This window comes from Bradyrhizobium sp. S3.7.6 (assembly GCF_054061875.1).
The window spans coordinates 31,214-48,758 of record NZ_JBSSEQ010000003.1; the positions used below are offsets into that span (position 1 = coordinate 31,214).

The window sequence follows — 17,545 nt, forward strand, 5'->3', positions numbered from 1 at the left end:
GTTGGTGGAAATTACGATAGGCTATTATGCCTCCTCATTGAGAACAGGAATGTCTGCTTTGGCATAGAACGCCAGCAAGGGCCCGAGATCAAAGGTCGTTGCGGGCGCAAGCCTCTGGACCGACCGCGGCCATGTTTCTGTTGACACGCCGCCGACGCCTCGCGCGAGAGTGCTGGCAAATCGGGGCATGAGCGGCGCGAGTGTCTGTGCCAGGATCGCAGCGGCCGTCGTCTGAAGGGCGAGCGAAGTGCGGGTGCGGGCGGGATAGAGACGTCGCGCCGCTTCATAGTCTTGCGCCTGTCGGTAGACTACACAATCGCTCACGAAATCGCAGGCCTGCGCGGCCGCGCGCCGGACCGAGAAGCCATCGTCCGAATAGGCGCGTTCCATCGCCGCGCGATGGATCTCTATCCGAGCAAAGAAATCGCGATCGGCGGGAGCCCAGTCGCCTGCGTCGGGCACACAGCCGCCAAAGTCCCGCTTGATTTCCCGGTGCAACGCATCAAGCCAATTCAGCCAGATCCCTTGGAACACCTCGTTTTCGGTGCGGCGTAGCGCGTCCAGCGTGAAGTTCGTCCGCTCACCTTCCGGGCGTGTCAGGCCCAAATGAAGACGCACGACATCGACTGTCTTTGGGCCAAGAACCTCTTTGCCCCAGACCGCATGGCCACGGCTGGTCGAGAACTTCTGGCCGTCGAGCAAGTAGAACTCATTCACATGATACCGGATGCGCGGCGTCCAGTGGGAGAATACCTCAGCATAAAGCGCCGGATAAAGTAGCGTGTGGTAGAAGGAATTATCGAAGCCGAAGAAATGGACAAGCTGCCAATCATCGCTGGGCAAGGAAGCATCCCAGTCACGACCGACCGAGCGAGCCAGCGCCTGGATGTTGTAAAGAAAACCAAACGCCATCTCTGGCCAGACCCAGGTCACCTGCCCCGGGAGCCCCTCGGCCGGTAACCCCCAGTCCGATGGGTGGGTGATGGGCACGGAAAAGTCGCCACGTTGGCGTAGACGCGCGAAGAGGTCCATGATCCGTAAGGGGGCGCCCGACGCCCTTAAATGCCGGTCGATATTGACGTAGCACCGTTCCAGCGCAAGTTCGGGACGGCGCACGGAGCCGACCACCGGCGCCTCGGCCGAGTGCCGCGACCGGACTGCACCTAGGTCGTGGCATAAGTTCGGCGCGCCGCATTCCTCGCAGATGTTGCCGGCAGCGGAGCCGCCGCAATCGGGGCAGAGGCCGCTTACATCCGGTTCGTAAAGGTAGTCGCCCGTCACAGCGTCGAAGAGCGCAGGGCTCTGGCGCAGATCTACCGCCGTGCTGCTCAGAAGACTACGGAAACACGCGGCTTGAAACTCTGCATAAGCGCTATCGCCCAAAGTGAGGAGGAAGTTGTGGACCTCACAGTCGAGAAGCGCAAGCGTGGCTCTAATCTCGTCGGCGTAATGGCGCGCCACCTTGGCGGGCGTCGATTGATCGGCATCGGCATGCGTGGCGACGTAGCTCTGGTAATCGTCGCTTCCAGTCAGGTGATAGGCTTCGACCCCTTTCATGCGCAGGAAACGCGTGTAGACATCGGCGCCAAAATAAGGGCCAGAAAGATGCCCCAGATGCAGATCGCCATTAGGCGTCGGCGGCGCGGAGAAGACGAAGATCGGCCCGCGGGGAGTGGCTACCTGTCCAGAAGCTTCGAGGGCGACCTTGCCGTCGCGCCAGTAGACATCGACGAAATTTAGGTCTTCGTCCCTATCGTTGTGCAGCACATGGGCTTCAAAAGGGTGGAACAGAACGACATCGCCGGCCGCGACTGAGATTTCCCCACGGTCGGTCCTGACCTTGCCCGCTCCGGACAGGACTACGAAAGCCTCGATTTCGTCGTGCCGATGGGGCTCGGATGTGGCGCCCGGTGCCACCTTGCCGAATGAAAACCCGGTGCCAGCGCTTCCCGTTCCAAGGGTGGCCACGTCAATACCGAACGCCCGCGACAGCTCCGTTCGAGAAAACGTAAATTTCCGCATGACGAACCTCAGCTGTTGAAGCAGTGGTATCTCCAGCTGCGAACGAAACAGCCTCTGCTGCAAGTTGCGAAGAGAGACGGCAGCCGGACAGGTTGGCCGCCCCCGTTAGAATAATCCGGCGCTGAGGCCTCAGGCGAGCGACGACGGGGGCCAGTAGGGCTTTAGCGTCGACCCGGCGACACCTCCACAACCGACATACCGGACTGCGCGCGGTGCTCCAGTAGCCGGCAATCAGAACGCCACGCTCTCCGCCCGCATCTTTATGGTCGATCAGTTTCGTGTGCATGCCGAGCCTGGTCCGTGAGCTCAATCCCGATAGAAAATGCCGTTGGGGGGCTTGAGGTTGTCGAGATCGGCCACTTTGCCCTCTGGCGGATTAACGGCGCGCTTAAGCACGTTATATTCGGCGCGGGTCGGTCCACCGGTTGAAGCACGCTGGAACACCAAGTAGAGTGTCCGCCGAGAACGATTGCTTTTGTTCGGTTGTGAGTAATGCGGCGCGTAATCGTCGAAGATGAAGATGTCGCCAGCCTTCCATACTATGGGCTCCCAGGAAAACGTTTCGGTGACTTCAGGATCGATCACCCCGCCGGCGTCCATGGGAAATACCCCCTTCTTGTGGTTGCCGGGGCTGAAGAAAAGGCCGCCGTTGTCCGGGTCGGAGTCGTCAATGCCTATGGCAACGACCGCATGGACCATCCGGTCGGGCAGCCTGTGTGGAATGTGATAAATGTCTTGATGCGGGCGATAGCCGCCGCTATCGGGATAGTGGAAAATAAGCAACTCCTTGAGCCTGCGCGAATCTTCGCCAAGCAGCTCCTCGACAACAGACTTTATGCGCTGATCTTCTAGGAGAAGAGAACGCAATGGATCGTGAAAATCGAGAAAATTCTCGACCTTAGAGATGATCTTTCGATTGTCCGTTGTCTTCTCGAACCACATGAGCCATTTATCGTCGCTGACATCCCAGCGTGAGATATCTTCGACAAAGCTGGAAATACCCTCCCGAGCCGCGGGATCGAAGAACGTTTCGAGCTTAAGGTATCCAACTTTCTGCCACTTTTCTCTTTGTGCATCAGTCAACATGCGAAAGCCTCCTGTTGGTAAGACTGGTTGGTCGAACATTCCGGGCAGGGGAGTCGGGCGCTGGTCAGATTGTGGGTCGACGCTGACGGTACTCCACGGTATGTGGACGGTGGTGCTAAGTGCGTTCCGCCCCGGGTGTATTGCAGGACTTTGTTGTCTCTCCTCACTGGAGAGATCGTCCGGGCCCGTAAAGATCTGTGGGGCCGGTACGTCTGCACGGTGATCACGGCCAAGCATGCTATTGATGATGCGGCTACTCGGTAGGCATTAAACTGGTCCCGATCATTGCTTATCTCACCCGGGCCAGCCTCGACACGCACCGCTACGGGCCGGAACACGCCGCTGACCGCCGACCCAGCCATGACCACCAAGGCCACTGCGCAACTGCGAGTGAGCGAACTGCTGGGATCCTTACGCAAATGCAGCCCCGCAGAACAACGCGGTGCGCCGACAGGTCCAATGGCTTGTTCAGTCACGATGAGCTCGGAGAGGGCTCCGGCCTTCGCCGCAGCCGAGGCGGACATCATTCCTTGGAAGCCCCCGCCGATGATCAGTCGTCGGCGAGTCATATCCCGCTGCCCATTTCTTCGGCTACTGGGTCGGGCCAGCCCTCGACGGAGGTACGGCTGATGAAGCCAGGATGCTCGGGATTCGCGCGCGGTGCGCGCTGTAGAAGGCTGTCAAGAATGCGGCGAGCTCGCCAGGCCAGCAGGCTTAGGTTCGGATCGGCCAGCCCGCGCTGCCCGAGGCTCGCGTTCTGTACGTAGATGCGTCTGTCACGTGGTCCGTCCCAGCACACCGAAAAATCCTCGCGAACGGCCAACTCATTGTCGATATGTTCCAGCCGGTCCGCCATCGGTTCAAAGAAGTCTGGCACCGCGTTCACGTAACCGGTGGCCAGGATGACGATGTCGGCCGTGAGTTCTTCGACCTCCTCCATGCCGTGCTGGAGGGTCAGCCTGTGACCCGCGCCGGCGTTGATGCAGTGTGAGACGGTGCAGCCCGGCCGCAGTGTGATGTCGCACGGGTTTGGCTCGAGAAATGCGTGGCGGTACAGCGTCTGATACACAGCGCGCAGCGTGCTTTCCGAAATCCCGTCCGAGGCAAGCACGAAACGCCGGAGAAACAACTTGCGCTGCGGCTCGCTCATGGCCGCGAAACGATCCGAAAAACAGGGCATGAACAACTCGTTTGTGAACGGGCTGTTGTCGAGCGGCAGGTAGTTTTCGCGCTGCGAGATCCAGGTGATCGAGGCAGGCCGCCTTTCTTCCGGCCGGCCGACAAGATGCAACAGCACCTCGGCTCCCGACTGTCCTCCGCCGACAACATAAACATGCTTTTTGTGCACCTCAGGATGGATGTGCAGTAATTCAGATGAGTGGAACAGGTTGCGTCCAATCCAGCCCCGAAACTGAGGCGGAATTTGCGCCTGCTTGCCAATGCCGACCACTAGGTCTCTTGCACTGAGAACTGCATCGTCGGTTCGCACCCGAAACTCGCCATCATAGCGTATTTCGCGCACCGTCTCGCCGCCGCGGACTTCCTGCGGAACGCCCAGTTCAGGTATTGCTCGAACTCAGCCCTGAGAACAGCATCGAACTGTGCATTCAGGAAGTGGTAGAGACGCCCGTTCTCGTGCAGGTAGTTTATGAAAGTGTAGGCTGATCGCGGATTAACCAGCGTGACCAGATCCTTGACGTGGCTGACCTGGAGTTCTGAGGAATCGAATGCGCTTCCTGGATGCCAGCGGAAGTCAACTTGCCGATCCAGGAACAGTGCCCCGTGCCCGATTTGCTCGTGTATCTGACACGCAAGGCTCAAATTGGACGGGCCAGCACCGATCCCAATGCAAGAGAGCTCCAGTTGCCTTGCTACTACTGACGTTTCCAAACATGCGCTGTGCGCGGCGAATGTCGGCCATGGCCGTTGGGCTTACCCTCCCCGCAGGCATCGTCGACGCCGCCCGACTTGCGACAGTTTGTCCGCGCGTTCGTATTATCGCGTGTCCCGCCTGCGGATCCGGGCTCCGTGATGAGATCGGCACTCATGCCGGCGACATGTGCCGCGTGACTGGTATCGAGAATCCCGCCTCAATGATCTCGGCGTGATCAGTGACATGCTTTCCCAGCCTATCCCTCATTGCAATTGGGCTCAGTTGCCCGCCTCGACCGTGATGGGCCGACCTTCGGCCTGCTTGGCGACCAGCGGGGACACGGTCATGAGTGCGGCGACAGCATTTTCCCGTCGGTTTGATCATAGAAGACATCCGCTGCTGCGTTCGGGAGGTCCTCTGCATCGAACGTGCCAGAGCAACACAGCAGCAAAGCAACGGAAAGCAGGTATGCGAACCTGTCGAGTATCCGACATTGAGGCCGAAACCCTGCACCGGCGCCGATTTTGCTCGTAGTCGTACTTTTCGGCTTCATGGCGTTGCAGGCGCTCTTGGCACTTTCCACGATCGTCATCGAGGAATGGCCTCGGCGACGAGTATCGATCCCTTGAAAAGGAATTTCCGTTGCGCAGCTGACTATCGGGCGTCGCGCACGATCGGGCTAGCTGCGTGAACGTCTTGAGCTGGGCTCGGCCTCGCGACGAAGGCCAATGAGAACGCAAGGTGGGACGACATCCGTTCCACGCTAGCAACCCTGGTTTACGTAGTCCGCCTTGAACAATGGCTAAGCCATTGACGCGGCAGTGCCGCGGCGACGGGAGGAAGTATCCGGTTTGGCGGCGCAAGCAGCGATAGCGAACAGGATGAGCGCACGCCAAAGCCCAAGTGTGGCGAGGATGAGGAGCAGATTGTGGCCGGCAGCCACGAGCAGAGCATTGATCGCGTCGCCACCATGACCGAGAAGGAAGTTTCGGTCCAGCCGCCCATCGGTTTTCATGTGACCGATGGTGGCCTCGATGGCCGATCGTCGCTTCATCTCCCGCTTCATGGTGGCGGTCAGGCCGCGCTTGCTGCCGGCGATCATCACCGAACCCGAGCCGGCGTAATCATGGCCGCGATAGTCCTTGTCGACGTAGATGCGGTCCGGATCGATACCCCAATCTCCACCGCCTGATCGACCGTCGCTGCGAGCGTGTGGCCGTCATACGGATTGCCCTCGAAGGATTTGGCCGGTGCGGACCGGCTGCACCCGTGCTGCGGCGTTGGCCTGTTTGACGAGAACCTTCGATTCAGCAGCTTTCGGGATTCGTTTGCCGGCGGCGAGCGGTTTCAACTGCCCTGATAGCGGCAGGGGTTTGGCAATTCCACGATCTTGACGGGCGACGGCGGATCGGCGGTGAGCGTCGCCGGCTCCGCGGTATCGTAGTTGATGTCGGGGGATGAGATTGTGCGCGCGCAGCCGCCGTGCGTCGCGACGGGCAGCAGCAAAGCCGTAAGTGCGGATTTACGGAAGCACGTATCCCTGTCTTCCCGGCTTTGCTGAACGATTGAGAGAGGCGAAGCCGGACCGCCGGCGCTTACGGAAATCGGCGGGGGTCATGTCCCAGCTCCTTCGACCAGTTGATGGCGTTGACGTAGATGCCGAGCGGATTCTTGCGCAGCCGATCGGCGTCGGTTGGAGGCTGAATCGCGATGGCAAGGATCGCAGCCCAAAGTGTGGTGCCGGCGAGCGCCAATTAGCCCTGCTCGACCCAGGCGACGCGGAAGCTGTCGGGCGAATCGCGAATGACGCTGGAGACGTCGATCGCGACCTGCTCCTTGCCGAGACTGGCGAGGGGTCATTGGCGCGGGCGTAGTCGTTCAGCGCCAATGCGCGCGCCCTGGTCGTGAAATCGTAGGCCTGCGGCCACTTCTGCTGCACGATGATCGGATCGGCTGGAAGCGAGCGCACCATCGTGGTGAAGTGGGCGAGGTACCAGGCAATCTGCGGGCCGCTCGGCCTGTAGTCGGCCGCAGCCGGCGCCATAGCTTGCGCCTCGCCGAGCTCGTCGACCTGTACACCTAGACGACCGATTCCATGAACTTTGCAGTCATGGAACGGGACGCTTGTTTGTGGATTCTTCGTTTGCGATTGACTGAACGAGGAGTTTCATCATGGCAGGATGGCGGCAGGCGGTCGAGTTGGCGATGACCGATGAGGAGATCGAAACGTTGGCGGCTCTTTCGCGGTCGAGGACCGAACCGGCGCGCCGGGTGTCGCGGGCCGCGATGCTGCTTGCCTACCGCGAGACCCCGTCGTTCTTTGCGGTGGGACGGAGACTTGGCGCCCATCATCAGACGGTCCAACGCTGCGTCGAGCGGGCGGCGGCCGATGGCGCGCTGGCGGCGCTCGACGAGCGCCCGCGACCGGGCAAGGAGCCGGTGATCACGCCGGCGGCCAAGGCCTGGCTGGTTTCTCTGGCGTGCGACAAAGCTAGGGAGCACGGCTATCCGCACGAGTTGTGGACGACGCGGCTGCTGGCTCGCCATGCCCGCGAGCACGGACCGGAGGCCGGACATGAATGTCTCGCCCGCCTGGTTCAGGGCACGGTGTGCAAGCTTCTCGGTCAGGAGGAAATCAAGCCGCACAAGGTGCGCTACTATCTTGAAAACCGCGACGCCGAGTTCGAGCAGAAGATGGCGGAGGTTCTGTATGTCTATCGCGAGGTCCAGGTCCTGAAAAAAGCCGCCGCCAAGTCGAAGAAATCGGACAAACCGGTAGCGATCGTCTCCTACGACGAGAAGTCGGGGATCCAGGCCATCGCGACGACAGCGCCGGATCTGCCGCCAGTGCCGGGCGTGCATGCGACCTTCGCGCGCGATCATGAGTACAAACGTCACGGCACGCTCAGCCTGTTGGCGGGGATTGACCTGCTCACCGGGAAGGTCCACGCGCTCGTCAAAGACCGCCACCGCAGCCGAGAGTTCATAGAATTTCTCAAGCTCCTTGATGCCGCTTATCCGGCCAGAACCGCGATCAAGTTGATCCTCGATAATCATTCCGCGCACATATCGAGAGAAAGCAGAGCCTGGCTCGATACACGACCGGCAGGCCGCTTCCAGTTTACCTTCGCGCCCAAGCACGGCTCCTGGCTCAACCTCATCGAGGGCTTCTTCTCCAAGTTCGCCCGCTCCGTCCTGCGTCACATCCGGGTTACATCAAAGTATGAACTCAAAGAGCGCATCATGGCCGGAATCGACGACGTCAATCGCCATCCCGTCATCCATACCTGGTCCTACAAACTCGCCGACGCCGCCTGATATGATTCGAACCAAGAAAACGCTGATCTAGGGAACGACGGTGCCGTGCGCGGACTGCCAGACGAGCCCGCCGACGAGGCCGCAAGCCACGATCAGCGAACCGAATGCCATCGGCTGCCAGTTCTTGGCTTGCACGCGGGCCGAGCCGATGCGCTCATTCCAAACCTGCGCCGCGCGCTGGTATGGAGTTGCGGGTTCGGGTGTTCGGCCGTAGCGGCCGACGATCGCCGAAAGACTGACATTCGTTATTCTCCTCCCGAGAGGTCGACGGAGTGGCCGCCGCCATGGCTATCGCCGGATTTGAGGGCTTGCGCGGCGGACTGCGCGCCGTGAACAACCGCCTCATTGCGTTTCATGCGCTGGACCCAGGCGGGCAAACCTCGCTCGCTCCTTGGGAAGCGGCTCCCTCTTGCGGCCTCGCCACCCTCAACGACTCCCATAGTCGAGGAGCCACCCGTGTTGGCGAAACTGGCGCGGGCGCCTGAGGCGAAGCTCTCCTGCATTGCCCGGTTGCTTGCTCGGCGGCGCGCCTGATGGGTGCGGCGACAATGCTGGCCGCCGCACGGCCCGCGCCGCTAAAGCCGGACGAAACGCGGCCTGCGCTGGACCGACCGGCCGAGGCGAGGCTGTAGGGGGAGGACACGCCTCCCGCCATCGCCGTACCACCAACGCGGCGGCCGCCAACGCTCCCCTTCCGGCGAGAGCGAGCGAAGCGCCGCCCGCCATCGCCGCGCCGGCGACGGCGAGGCTAGTTCCGACAGCAGCGCCCGCGCCAAGCTGCGGCGCGCCAGAGAACAGACCGTTAGCGATGCCCGGCGCCGGGGGCCGAGCATGGCGAGTGCGGCGAGCACGACAGAACGTCTGCTCGATCGTCGGCTGGCAGCCGCCATAGGTGGTGGTGAACTGCGAGACAGTCCGGCGCCGATGCCGACGATGACAGCGAGCACCATCACCTTCACGGAGGCGACGACATTGCCCAGCACCTTCTCGGCGAGAACGGCAGTCTTGTTGAAGAGGGCGAAGGGAAAGAGGATGAAGCCCGCGAGCGTTGTCAGTGAACTCGATCAACGTGACGAATAGCTTCACCGCCAGAATGAATAAGCGATCAGGACCCCCCACGGACTTGATCCGGATTGAAGGCAATTCCTTTTTGGCAATGCGCGCGGCGCCCTGGGAGACTTGCGGTGGACTACCGCCAACTGCTGCAAGAGGATTTCACGGTCCACTGCCGCGCTTACAGCAAACTAGGGTACAGACTCAATTGAGCCAATATGCGACGAGAGCGGCGAGCTGAACAGCGGCCAAGAAATTCCGGACGAGCTTGTCGTATCATGTGGCGATGCGGCGGAAGTCCTTGAGCCGACAAAAATCAGCGTTCGATGATATTTCGGCCTCCGTAGGCGCGTTTGTTGAAACGATGAATGACGACACGGTTGGATTTATTGGGAATGACGGGCTTGGCGCCGGGACCAGCGATTTCGGCGCGAAGGTTGTCCCCGTCGTACCCTTTGTCTGCGAGAAGCGCGCTCATGGGCGGTGCGAGCGCCAGAACATCGGGCGCGGCAGCGATGTCGGCATCCTGACTTGGGGTCAGATGCAGGACGACCGGTCGGCAGAGCGGATCGCTCAGCGCATGGACTTTTGTCGTACGGCTCCCCGCGAGCGGCCGATTGCCTGATTGTGCTCCCCCTTTTCCGCCGGAGGCACACCGATGAGCTTTAATCGAAGTCGAGTCGAGCGACAGCACGACGGCATCTTCGCCAGGTTTGGCCAGTGCTTGAAAGATTGCGCACCATCGTTCGCGCTTGGCCCAGCGATTGAAGCGATTGTAGATCATCGTGTAAGGACCGTATTAGCCCGGACAATCACGTCATCGCGCACCCGATTGCAGCTTGTGAACAATACCGCTGATGATGCGCCGATCGTCGTCCCGATCCGGCCCCGTCAGTCCCGTCGGCAGATGAGGCGATGAGGTTCGATACGAGCCCATTGCCTGTCATTCAACCAAAACAAGCCGGCGCGCTTTTCTCTCGCCCCCGGATCAAGAACACGGAGGCAAGAGACTCACGTGGCGCTATTTAGGTACAGACCCTAGCTAGCAGCGAGAGACAGCTCAGCGCCGAATGACGTCTGCCGGCCGAGCTGATGATCCGCCGGCACGCTCGCGGACCGCATTTCCGGTGATGGATCTATATTCACAGATGCGCCTATATCCGTCGCTGATCGAAACCATGACAACCGATGAGGTCTAGGCCAAGTGGGCGGTCTATCGGCAGACCGGTCAGCTCGTTCACCGCGCGAGCTGACCCTCGGGGACGCAGAGACCTGGAACGATCAGCCGGCCCGGCGGTCGTAAGCCGCCTGGCCGGAACGATCACGCCGATCAATTTCCGAAAATTGAGTCATATCTCAGCGCTGGTGACCCAAGCCAATCCCCAAGGTACGTGCTTTCTGTCGTAGGGACCCCTCGGATCGCTTCATCTGCTTTGAAACCCTCGCTACAGGAGTGCGGGCCTTTGAGTGCGCTTTGAGCAGCTTGACGTCATCCTTACTATACTCTTTGCGCTTGACGGCTTTTGCCACGTGATATTCTCCGATTTCGCTTTACAAATTTGTCTGTAGCGCCTCGTTTTTTTTGGCGAAAGACGCAACTGCCTCCCATTACCATATCAATGGTCATCGGCAACTATTCAGGCGGATTATTCTCTTCGCGATAAGAACTGGAACTACACGCGAATGTGTCCTCCCTCCATTTTTATCCGCGTGACAAACCCGATTCTCGACATGCACGTCACCCGGCTTCAACATGGAAGCAAGCCACAGAGAAGGGACGCTCGATCCGTCTTCGAAAGCGACTCGACAATCGCTGCTTGCTTGAATGCTCCGACTTCAAGTCACCAAGACATTTCGTAGAATGATACTAGGCGCCAGCATTAAGTAGCGCTGGATCGGCCGGGACACTCGCACTGCCTCACTTGCGCGCGCATCATCAACCGGCCTCCACGGCAAGTGCACGGCGTTGCCGCGCGAAGAACAAACGTCTTGTCCAATTTACCAAAGGAAGGCGGCTTTAAGTGAAAGTTCTCGCAAAGGCAAATCTTGCGATACCATATCCTCGTCGGTGGATCGAGCACAGCTCGCCCGTCCTAATTGATCTGCCGCAGTATTCTTGACCTAATTAGCAACGTTGAGATACCCAGGCAATTCCGCCAGAGGAACGATCGCCTGCCCCGTCTCATGGACCCGACGAACGAGCGTCGTGATCTCCCTGGGCTGGTCACTACCGCGTGGTAAACAAGCCGCGGGCCTAGCCGTCCGGGGTGAGCTTGGCACCGGCAGGCGATTACTTGATCATGAGTTGCCAGAGCGCTTGGCCAGCACAATGCCGTTGGCACGCTGCGGATCATCCGTAATCTGTGCACACTGACCGCCACTGTCGAGCAGATGCAAGTCGAACTGTCCAACGCGGCGGAACGGACTCTGCGTCATGTCAGAGGCCTCGCAACAAATCCAGGCTAGATGTGGAAATGTCTGCCGGAGCGTGAGGCAGGGCTCAGACGCTGTATCAATAGTGGCTAGCGTCTGCTCGATGTTCGTCAATTCGCCTGCGGCGAGCACCATCTCCATAATCCTTATTGCCAGAACAAACGTTCAGGGTCGGCGTTCAGAACCGCTGTCGCCAAGCCAAGCCGTTGATGGGTCGAATGCCACTCCCAGACGCCCTTACCGTGATCTTTGCGGAACAGCTGCCATGCCGCCCCAGTCCTATCGTGGTGCAATAGCGCGACGTCGACGAGGCCTCCCTCCGCATCGATATTGCCTGAGCAGCACCGGCTCTCGACAAGATAGCCGCCAGCAACCGCTGTCACCTCTGGCGAGACAAATCGGTAGCGCTCGCGCCCCGTCAGCGCGCGCACGATCCGCCATCGGTCGAGCTCGTTGGGATGCGCAGGCAATCCGCAATGATGTCGCCTGATGATGGCGGCGTTCATTGCGCGATATCCTGGACTGCGGCGATCTCTGCCTCAAGGCAGCCAACCACCAACTGCTTGCCGAAGTCGACCATATAGATGGGTAGGTTCGCTTCCGTATGGAGACCGACCTGGACGATCTCACCAATCTGTCCGACGCTGACCAGACACTCTTCCGCCGAGGCGGCGGGAAAGGAACCGTCGTTGAGCAGATCGATTGCCGCCTCGACACGTTGGCCTGAGCTGTATTTTGGCACCCTTGGTTCGATCATCAGGGTGCCCCTCCTGACAAGCAAGGCTCCTCGCCTCTGTTGCCTCGCGTGACTAGGTCAAGCTCTTTGCGTTTCATGCCGACGCGATAGCCTGAAGCGAGGAACTCGACCCCATAAATATAAAATTGTTGCAGGAACGTACCGATCGAAACGACATAGCCAAGCTCGCCTTTCTTGACGAGAACCTCACCGATCTCCTTGCCCACATAGGTGCCGTCGTTTCGGATGGTGCGGTTGGCCCGCACCTTATCGCCGTAATCAAAGAAGGGCACGTCCGTCAACTCGACGATGTCACTATCACGGGCGATGTTGCTCATGCTGCCGTCTCTTTCCATGCTTCAACTGCGCGGCGCTTCGCGAGCGCCCGGCGTTACGGACCGCCCTATCATGATCCTCGATCAACTCCGTCGATTCCCGCACCGCCGCGCGGCTTGCGACCACGTATTGGATGAGCCGACGGGGATGACGATGCGTCCACATCAACGCCCGGCACCCCAAAACGGATGCTTGAGATGGCGATCCGCGAGCCCATGATTGATGTTGAGGAAGCCGCCGATGCTGCACGCGAGTCCGTCGTTGACGCAACGAACCTGAGCCGGCAGCAAGAAGTGCGGTTCAGCGCGACACGCGCAGCTGGCAGAATCGACCTGATTGCCCGGCAACTGAGGGCATCGTGGATGACATCACTCATGGTCCCGCCCATCCGCTCGAGCGTGCCTCGCAAACCTTGGCGCCAATCTTGTGCGCGGGACTGCGGCCCAGCAGTCTCTCGGCAAATCGCCGTCCTTCCCTCGAGTTGCCCGAGACGCGTCTCCAAGTGGGCAACAAGCCTTGAGCGAGAATAGCAAGACCCACGCGAGGTACTCTCATAGCAGCCGAATTCGGGCTGGTGGCACCACCGCGCCGGTCGGCAGCAAAATCATATCCGCATCACGAACGCCTTGGCTTGACACAGGTTGATTTTCTGCATCTTCAGAACCCTGCCGCCCTGCAATGATGCTCGGCCGGCTCGACACCGTGCGACCAACACAGAGCTCGGTGAGGACGCCCTCGTTTCGCTCGGATGACCGACTGAAGAAGACCTCCAGCATGAATGTCGCCTGTTCAATGATGGCTGAGGTCACTGGATTGATATCGCGCAAGACGGGTCCGCTCTTGGTGGACCCATCGGCGAAATCGATCCTCGACGCTCAAGACCGCAGCCTTCGGGCCGGCAGGAATAGCTTAACGCGTTGCCCTCGACGTTCGCGTCGCCAGAATATGGCTCGCCAACTGCGAAAAAGCCGGCGACCAGGGCGAGCCGTCCACCCGATTTGGGAGGGCGACAGCCGCGGTCGGCGCCTCGTCAAGGCGACGCATCATCCGCCCGAGTTTCTGAACCGTTCGTGTCGTGGTGACATCCATGTTGTGGTCCTCAAGGGGGCGCCCGATGGCGTGCCAGTGCTGTGTCGAGCACGCATGTGTTGTCAACCGGACAAACCGCCACGCATTGCGGTTCGTCAAAGTAGCCGTCGCACTCGGTGCATTGCTCCGAATCGATCAGGAAAGCGCCGGCTACCTCGGAAATAGCAAGATTTGGGCATTGCGTTTCGCACGCTGAACAGCCCGTGCATTGCGAGGTGATGATCTTGTACGGCATTGTCTGAACCCATCCTTCAGGCGGCGGAAATCAGCGCATTGTGGCGGGCCGGATCGACCCGCTCAAGGTGCTTGATCTTCTCATTGACTTTATCGAGATAGAGTTTGAACCAGGCGATCGTCGAGGCATCGATGAACTCGCAGGCGTACTGATCGACCGGCTCGATGCCGGCCTTGATCAATTCGGCCTTCGGGCAGCCGCCGATCTTTGACACGAATACGGCGTGGCAATCCTTGATAGCGCCGATGGCGATTTCGAGCTTGCTGTCCTCGCCATGGCCGCCCCGGCAATAGGGATGAATAGGACGATGACCAACGAATTTCGCGCCTGAAGTCGAGAGCTCGTAGATCTGGAACTCCTTGGCGTGACCGAAGTGCTGGTTGATCAATCCCGAGCCCTTGGTTGCAACCGCCACCAGCACTTTGATTTCGCTGGACGCGCCGGCGAGCCCCGCGAGCTCCTCCTGCTGGGCCGCAAGCTTTGTGATGCGCGCTTTCTCGACTTTGGCCTGATACGCCTTTCGGGGCTGCTCGTCGTATTTGATGTCCATCGCCATGATCTTTTCCATGGTGAACTCCGAGCCGCGGTCCTCTCCGAGCAGTCCGACGGCGTCGGCCCGGCACTGACGGCAATGACGCATCATGTTCATCTTGCTTTCGCAGCTATTCTGCAACGCCGTCACTTCCTGTGCGGTCGGGCCGCGTTGCCCCCTGAGCCCGAACACGGTGCCGTGCTCGGGCGACGATATCAACGGCATCACATTATGCAGGAAGGCCCCGCGCGACTTCACAGCCTTGTTCACTTCAACCAGATGCTGATCGTTAATCCCGGGAATCATCACCGAGTTGACTTTGCACAGGATGCCGCGCGCGGTGAGCATCTCCACGCCCTGGAGCTGCCGATTGCTAAGGATGCTTGCAGCCTCAACGCCGGTGTAGCGCTTGTGGCGGTGAAAGATCCAGGGATAGATCTTCGCACCAATTTCGGGATCGATCATGTTGATCGTGATCGTCACGTGATCGATCTTGAGTCTTGCGATCGTGTCGACATGATCGGCTAGCGCAAGACCGTTCGTCGAGAGGCACAGCTTGATACCTGGCGCGAGCTTGTTCACAAGCTCGAACGTCTTGAATGTCTTGTCCGGATTTGCTAGCGGATCGCCAGGGCCGGCAACGCCGACGACGCTCATCTGAGGGATCGCGGAAGCGACCGCCAGCACCTTCTTGGCGGCCTGCTCCGGCGTCAACTTCTCGCTGACAATGCCGGGGCGCGATTCGTTGGCGCAATCGTATTTACGATTGCAGTAATTGCACTGGATATTGCAGGCGGGTGCGACCGCGACATGCATGCGGGCATAATGGTGGTGCGCCTCCTCGCTATAGCAGGGATGGTTCTTCACCTTTTCCCAGATCTCATCTGGCAGATTGCTGATGCCGGTCTGAGATCCGCAGCTCGCCTTCCCGCTGCCGCCGATGGTACCGCATCCCTTGTGCTTAGTGACCGCTTGCATGGTCTCGCTGATCTCGCCGCCGCCGCAGGATACCTGGTGTTGCGCTGAAGTACTCATGTTTCCAATTCTATTCGCAAGCCGAACCCTTCCGGCAAGCATCCACAGAGACGTTTTCCGAAAAGCTAAGAGCAACTGGCGTGCCATGCCTGCCACAAATGACTTTTGCGGTTTGCTTCAAGTAGTTAGGTAACGATCGCTCGAATGTCAGTTAATCATCATGTTGGAAAGCCGACAGAGATGGCGATCATAAGAGCGCTGCAGCGTTGTTTTGACGACGGGTTGGCTGCTTCACCTATGCCCTTGGCAAAACGAAAGGGCGGGTGGCCGGTCACGCCAGGCCCAAGCCAGGCGAATGGTGTCGCGTTCTGCAGGTGCGGACCGCCGCCAAGAATAGCTTCCGCATCCGCCGGTTGGCGAGGTTATGTGGAACCGCAGCATTCATCATTCGGTTGCTTCGCCGCCGCGCTTCTTGGCGTTGATAGTGATTGGTAGGGTGGTGTCACTCGCCATCGCGGGTAGGTCGAGCACCCAGCCGTTCGCGAGTCTGATCCAACCGCCCCACAGCGTCTCGTGCTCCCATTCGACGATCGGCTCCTCAAGATCCTTCTTGGGGACATAAATCGAAAGGCCCGTCTCGGGCGAACGGCGAATCATAACCTTCATGGGAGCTCCGCACGTTGTGAGCTCTCGCCCGCGCGCTCCTGACACGCACGCCACAAGGCTCTCTGTTTGGCAACGATGTCCGGCATGACTTGCAGGACACGGTCGATCTCATCGGGCGCCGTCTCGCGCGACAGCGAGAAGCGAACCGCACCACGCAAAAAGGGCGGTGGTACTCTCATCGCGCGCAGGACATGGGATGGCTCCATCGAGCCGGACGCGCAGGCTGAACCGAGTGAGACGGCAATTCCGTTGCGGTTCAGGTGGTGGACGATGGCCTCCGCTTCGATATGCTCGAAGGCAATGTTAGACGTATTTGGCAAGCGGTTCTTGACATGGCCAAGCACGATGCAACAGCCGTGAGCGAGAATGCCCTGCTCCAGCCGGTCGCGAAGGGCGCCAATCTGCGTCTGGTCTTGTGCGAGGTTTGCCGCAGCGAGTTCCGCCGCTTTGCCGAGCCCAACAATACCCGTAACGTTTTGGGTACCAGCGCGGCGACGCCGCTCTTGTACGCCGCCGAAAAGCAGCGGCCGGAACTTGACGTCCTTGCGCACATACAGCGCGCCGATCCCCTTCGGACCATGGAGCTTGTGCCCGGAGAGCGACAGCATGTCGATGTCCGTAGCCTTCAGGTCAATCGGAATTCGCCCGACCGCCTGGACTGCGTCGGTGTGAAAGAGCGCGCCGACTGAGCGCGCCATCTTGGCGAGGGACTTCACCGGAAAGATCGTACCGGTCTCATTATTGGCCCACATGACCGAGGCGACTGACGTGCGCCTCGACAATGCCTTGCGATAAGTCTCGATGTCCAGTCGGCCGCTGGCATCTACCGGAATGACATGGGTCTTGATTCCTCGTCGGCCCAACTCCTCGGTAAGGGACAGCACGGCCGGATGCTCAACGGCCGTTGTGACGATCTCGTCGCGCCCCTCCTGCACGGCGAGCGCAGACAGGATCGCTGTGTTGTCGGCTTCAGTCCCGCCGGAGGTGAAGACGATCTCATGATCGAATGCCGCGCCAATGAGGGACTGCAGGTTCCGGCGCGCCAGTTTCAATGCGGACGCAACCTCGCTGCCGAATGCATGCGCGGAGGACGCATTGCCGAATTGTGTAGAGAAGAACGGCAGCATCGCCGCAACGACCAACGGATGTGCGCGGGTCGTCGCGTTGTTATCCAGGTAGATCGGCCGCACG

The 17,545-nt window shown here is 60.0% G+C and carries 15 protein-coding genes and 5 pseudogenes; 1 reads left to right on the forward strand and 19 read right to left on the reverse strand.

What is annotated here, in order from left to right; genetic code table 11:
• Positions 1-24: 24 nt before the first annotated feature.
• The 7 genes and pseudogenes from ACVJ5M_RS43685 to ACVJ5M_RS43715 all read right to left on the reverse strand — a co-directional run.
• Positions 25-2,022: a class I tRNA ligase family protein gene (locus ACVJ5M_RS43685; RefSeq protein WP_354080985.1), complete on the reverse strand. Its 1,998-nt coding sequence runs from the start codon at positions 2,020-2,022 to the stop codon at positions 25-27.
• 306 nt (positions 2,023-2,328) lie between these two features.
• The gene (locus ACVJ5M_RS43690; protein WP_148774680.1) at positions 2,329-3,108 is read right to left on the reverse strand and encodes a phytanoyl-CoA dioxygenase family protein; all 780 of its coding nucleotides are present in this window, start codon (positions 3,106-3,108) and stop codon (positions 2,329-2,331) included.
• A 565-nt stretch (positions 3,109-3,673) separates the two neighbouring features.
• Positions 3,674-4,998 (reverse strand): annotated as a pseudogene (locus ACVJ5M_RS43695) (lysine N(6)-hydroxylase/L-ornithine N(5)-oxygenase family protein).
• A 785-nt stretch (positions 4,999-5,783) separates the two neighbouring features.
• Positions 5,784-6,229: pseudogene (locus ACVJ5M_RS43700) on the reverse strand (transposase); the annotation flags it as partial.
• A gap of 99 nt (positions 6,230-6,328) precedes the next feature.
• Positions 6,329-6,487, reverse strand: a complete 159-nt coding sequence (locus ACVJ5M_RS43705) for a hypothetical protein (protein ID WP_246207864.1) — start codon at positions 6,485-6,487, stop codon at positions 6,329-6,331.
• Positions 6,488-6,576: 89 nt separating this feature from the next.
• Entirely contained in the window at positions 6,577-6,735 is a 159-nt protein-coding gene (locus tag ACVJ5M_RS43710) for a VirB8/TrbF family protein (RefSeq protein WP_354080982.1), read from the reverse strand.
• 65 nt (positions 6,736-6,800) lie between these two features.
• Positions 6,801-7,025 (reverse strand): annotated as a pseudogene (locus ACVJ5M_RS43715) (VirB8/TrbF family protein); the annotation flags it as partial.
• A 128-nt stretch (positions 7,026-7,153) separates the two neighbouring features.
• On the opposite strand from ACVJ5M_RS43715, the gene ACVJ5M_RS43720 reads away from it, so the two are divergent.
• Complete coding sequence (locus ACVJ5M_RS43720; protein ID WP_456679736.1) at positions 7,154-8,299, forward strand: IS630 family transposase; 1,146 nt, start codon at positions 7,154-7,156, stop codon at positions 8,297-8,299.
• 30 nt (positions 8,300-8,329) lie between these two features.
• On the opposite strand, the pseudogene ACVJ5M_RS43725 reads toward ACVJ5M_RS43720, so the two are convergent.
• The 12 genes and pseudogenes from ACVJ5M_RS43725 to nifS form a co-directional block, all read right to left on the reverse strand.
• Positions 8,330-8,541: pseudogene (locus tag ACVJ5M_RS43725) on the reverse strand (VirB8/TrbF family protein); the annotation flags it as partial.
• A gap of 333 nt (positions 8,542-8,874) precedes the next feature.
• The gene (locus tag ACVJ5M_RS43730; RefSeq protein WP_354100579.1) at positions 8,875-9,354 is read right to left on the reverse strand and encodes a type IV secretion system protein; all 480 of its coding nucleotides are present in this window, start codon (positions 9,352-9,354) and stop codon (positions 8,875-8,877) included.
• A 202-nt stretch (positions 9,355-9,556) separates the two neighbouring features.
• Positions 9,557-10,312, reverse strand: a pseudogene (locus tag ACVJ5M_RS43735) (IS5 family transposase).
• 1,338 nt (positions 10,313-11,650) lie between these two features.
• Positions 11,651-11,920, reverse strand: a complete 270-nt coding sequence (locus tag ACVJ5M_RS43740) for a hypothetical protein (protein WP_187437101.1) — start codon at positions 11,918-11,920, stop codon at positions 11,651-11,653.
• A gap of 11 nt (positions 11,921-11,931) precedes the next feature.
• Positions 11,932-12,291, reverse strand: a complete 360-nt coding sequence (locus tag ACVJ5M_RS43745) for a DUF3024 domain-containing protein (RefSeq protein ID WP_354080978.1) — start codon at positions 12,289-12,291, stop codon at positions 11,932-11,934.
• Complete coding sequence (locus ACVJ5M_RS43750) at positions 12,288-12,542, reverse strand: nitrogen fixation protein NifZ (protein WP_148774677.1); 255 nt, start codon at positions 12,540-12,542, stop codon at positions 12,288-12,290. The genes ACVJ5M_RS43745 and ACVJ5M_RS43750 overlap by 4 nt, the downstream gene beginning before the upstream one ends.
• Positions 12,542-12,859: a nitrogen fixation protein NifZ gene (locus ACVJ5M_RS43755; RefSeq protein WP_354080976.1), complete on the reverse strand. Its 318-nt coding sequence runs from the start codon at positions 12,857-12,859 to the stop codon at positions 12,542-12,544. Before ACVJ5M_RS43755 ends, ACVJ5M_RS43750 begins: the two co-directional genes overlap by 1 nt.
• A 549-nt stretch (positions 12,860-13,408) precedes the next feature.
• A complete protein-coding gene (locus ACVJ5M_RS43760) occupies positions 13,409-13,684 on the reverse strand; it encodes a hypothetical protein (protein ID WP_148774675.1) in 276 nt (91 codons plus the stop codon).
• Positions 13,685-13,956: 272 nt separating this feature from the next.
• Entirely contained in the window at positions 13,957-14,181 is a 225-nt protein-coding gene (locus ACVJ5M_RS43765) for a 4Fe-4S binding protein (RefSeq protein WP_354080973.1), read from the reverse strand.
• Positions 14,182-14,197: 16 nt separating this feature from the next.
• Positions 14,198-15,748 carry a nitrogenase cofactor biosynthesis protein NifB gene (gene nifB / locus ACVJ5M_RS43770; protein ID WP_354080971.1) on the reverse strand — a complete coding sequence of 517 codons (1,551 nt, stop codon included), beginning with the start codon at positions 15,746-15,748 and terminating at the stop codon, positions 14,198-14,200.
• A 384-nt stretch (positions 15,749-16,132) separates the two neighbouring features.
• Complete coding sequence (gene nifT / locus ACVJ5M_RS43775) at positions 16,133-16,354, reverse strand: putative nitrogen fixation protein NifT (protein WP_354080969.1); 222 nt, start codon at positions 16,352-16,354, stop codon at positions 16,133-16,135.
• Positions 16,351-17,544 (reverse strand): cysteine desulfurase NifS, encoded by a 1,194-nt coding sequence (nifS, locus tag ACVJ5M_RS43780; RefSeq protein ID WP_354080967.1) that lies wholly within the window; start codon positions 17,542-17,544, stop codon positions 16,351-16,353. Before nifS ends, nifT begins: the two co-directional genes overlap by 4 nt.
• Position 17,545: the final 1 nt, after the last annotated feature.

Excerpts from the sequence above, each read along its gene's own strand:
- ACVJ5M_RS43720 (WP_456679736.1), top strand. The coding sequence starts at position 7,154 with ATGGCAGGATGGCGGCAGGCGGTCGAGTTGGCGATGACCGATGAGGAG.
- ACVJ5M_RS43765 (WP_354080973.1), bottom strand. The coding sequence starts at position 14,181 with ATGCCGTACAAGATCATCACCTCGCAATGCACGGGCTGTTCAGCGTGC.
- ACVJ5M_RS43745 (WP_354080978.1), bottom strand. The coding sequence starts at position 12,291 with ATGAACGCCGCCATCATCAGGCGACATCATTGCGGATTGCCTGCGCAT.
- nifB (WP_354080971.1), bottom strand. The coding sequence starts at position 15,748 with ATGAGTACTTCAGCGCAACACCAGGTATCCTGCGGCGGCGGCGAGATC.
- ACVJ5M_RS43755 (WP_354080976.1), bottom strand. The coding sequence starts at position 12,859 with ATGAGCAACATCGCCCGTGATAGTGACATCGTCGAGTTGACGGACGTG.
- ACVJ5M_RS43750 (WP_148774677.1), bottom strand. The coding sequence starts at position 12,542 with ATGATCGAACCAAGGGTGCCAAAATACAGCTCAGGCCAACGTGTCGAG.
- nifT (WP_354080969.1), bottom strand. The coding sequence starts at position 16,354 with ATGAAGGTTATGATTCGCCGTTCGCCCGAGACGGGCCTTTCGATTTAT.
- ACVJ5M_RS43685 (WP_354080985.1), bottom strand. The coding sequence starts at position 2,022 with ATGCGGAAATTTACGTTTTCTCGAACGGAGCTGTCGCGGGCGTTCGGT.
- ACVJ5M_RS43690 (WP_148774680.1), bottom strand. The coding sequence starts at position 3,108 with ATGTTGACTGATGCACAAAGAGAAAAGTGGCAGAAAGTTGGATACCTT.
- ACVJ5M_RS43740 (WP_187437101.1), bottom strand. The coding sequence starts at position 11,920 with ATGGTGCTCGCCGCAGGCGAATTGACGAACATCGAGCAGACGCTAGCC.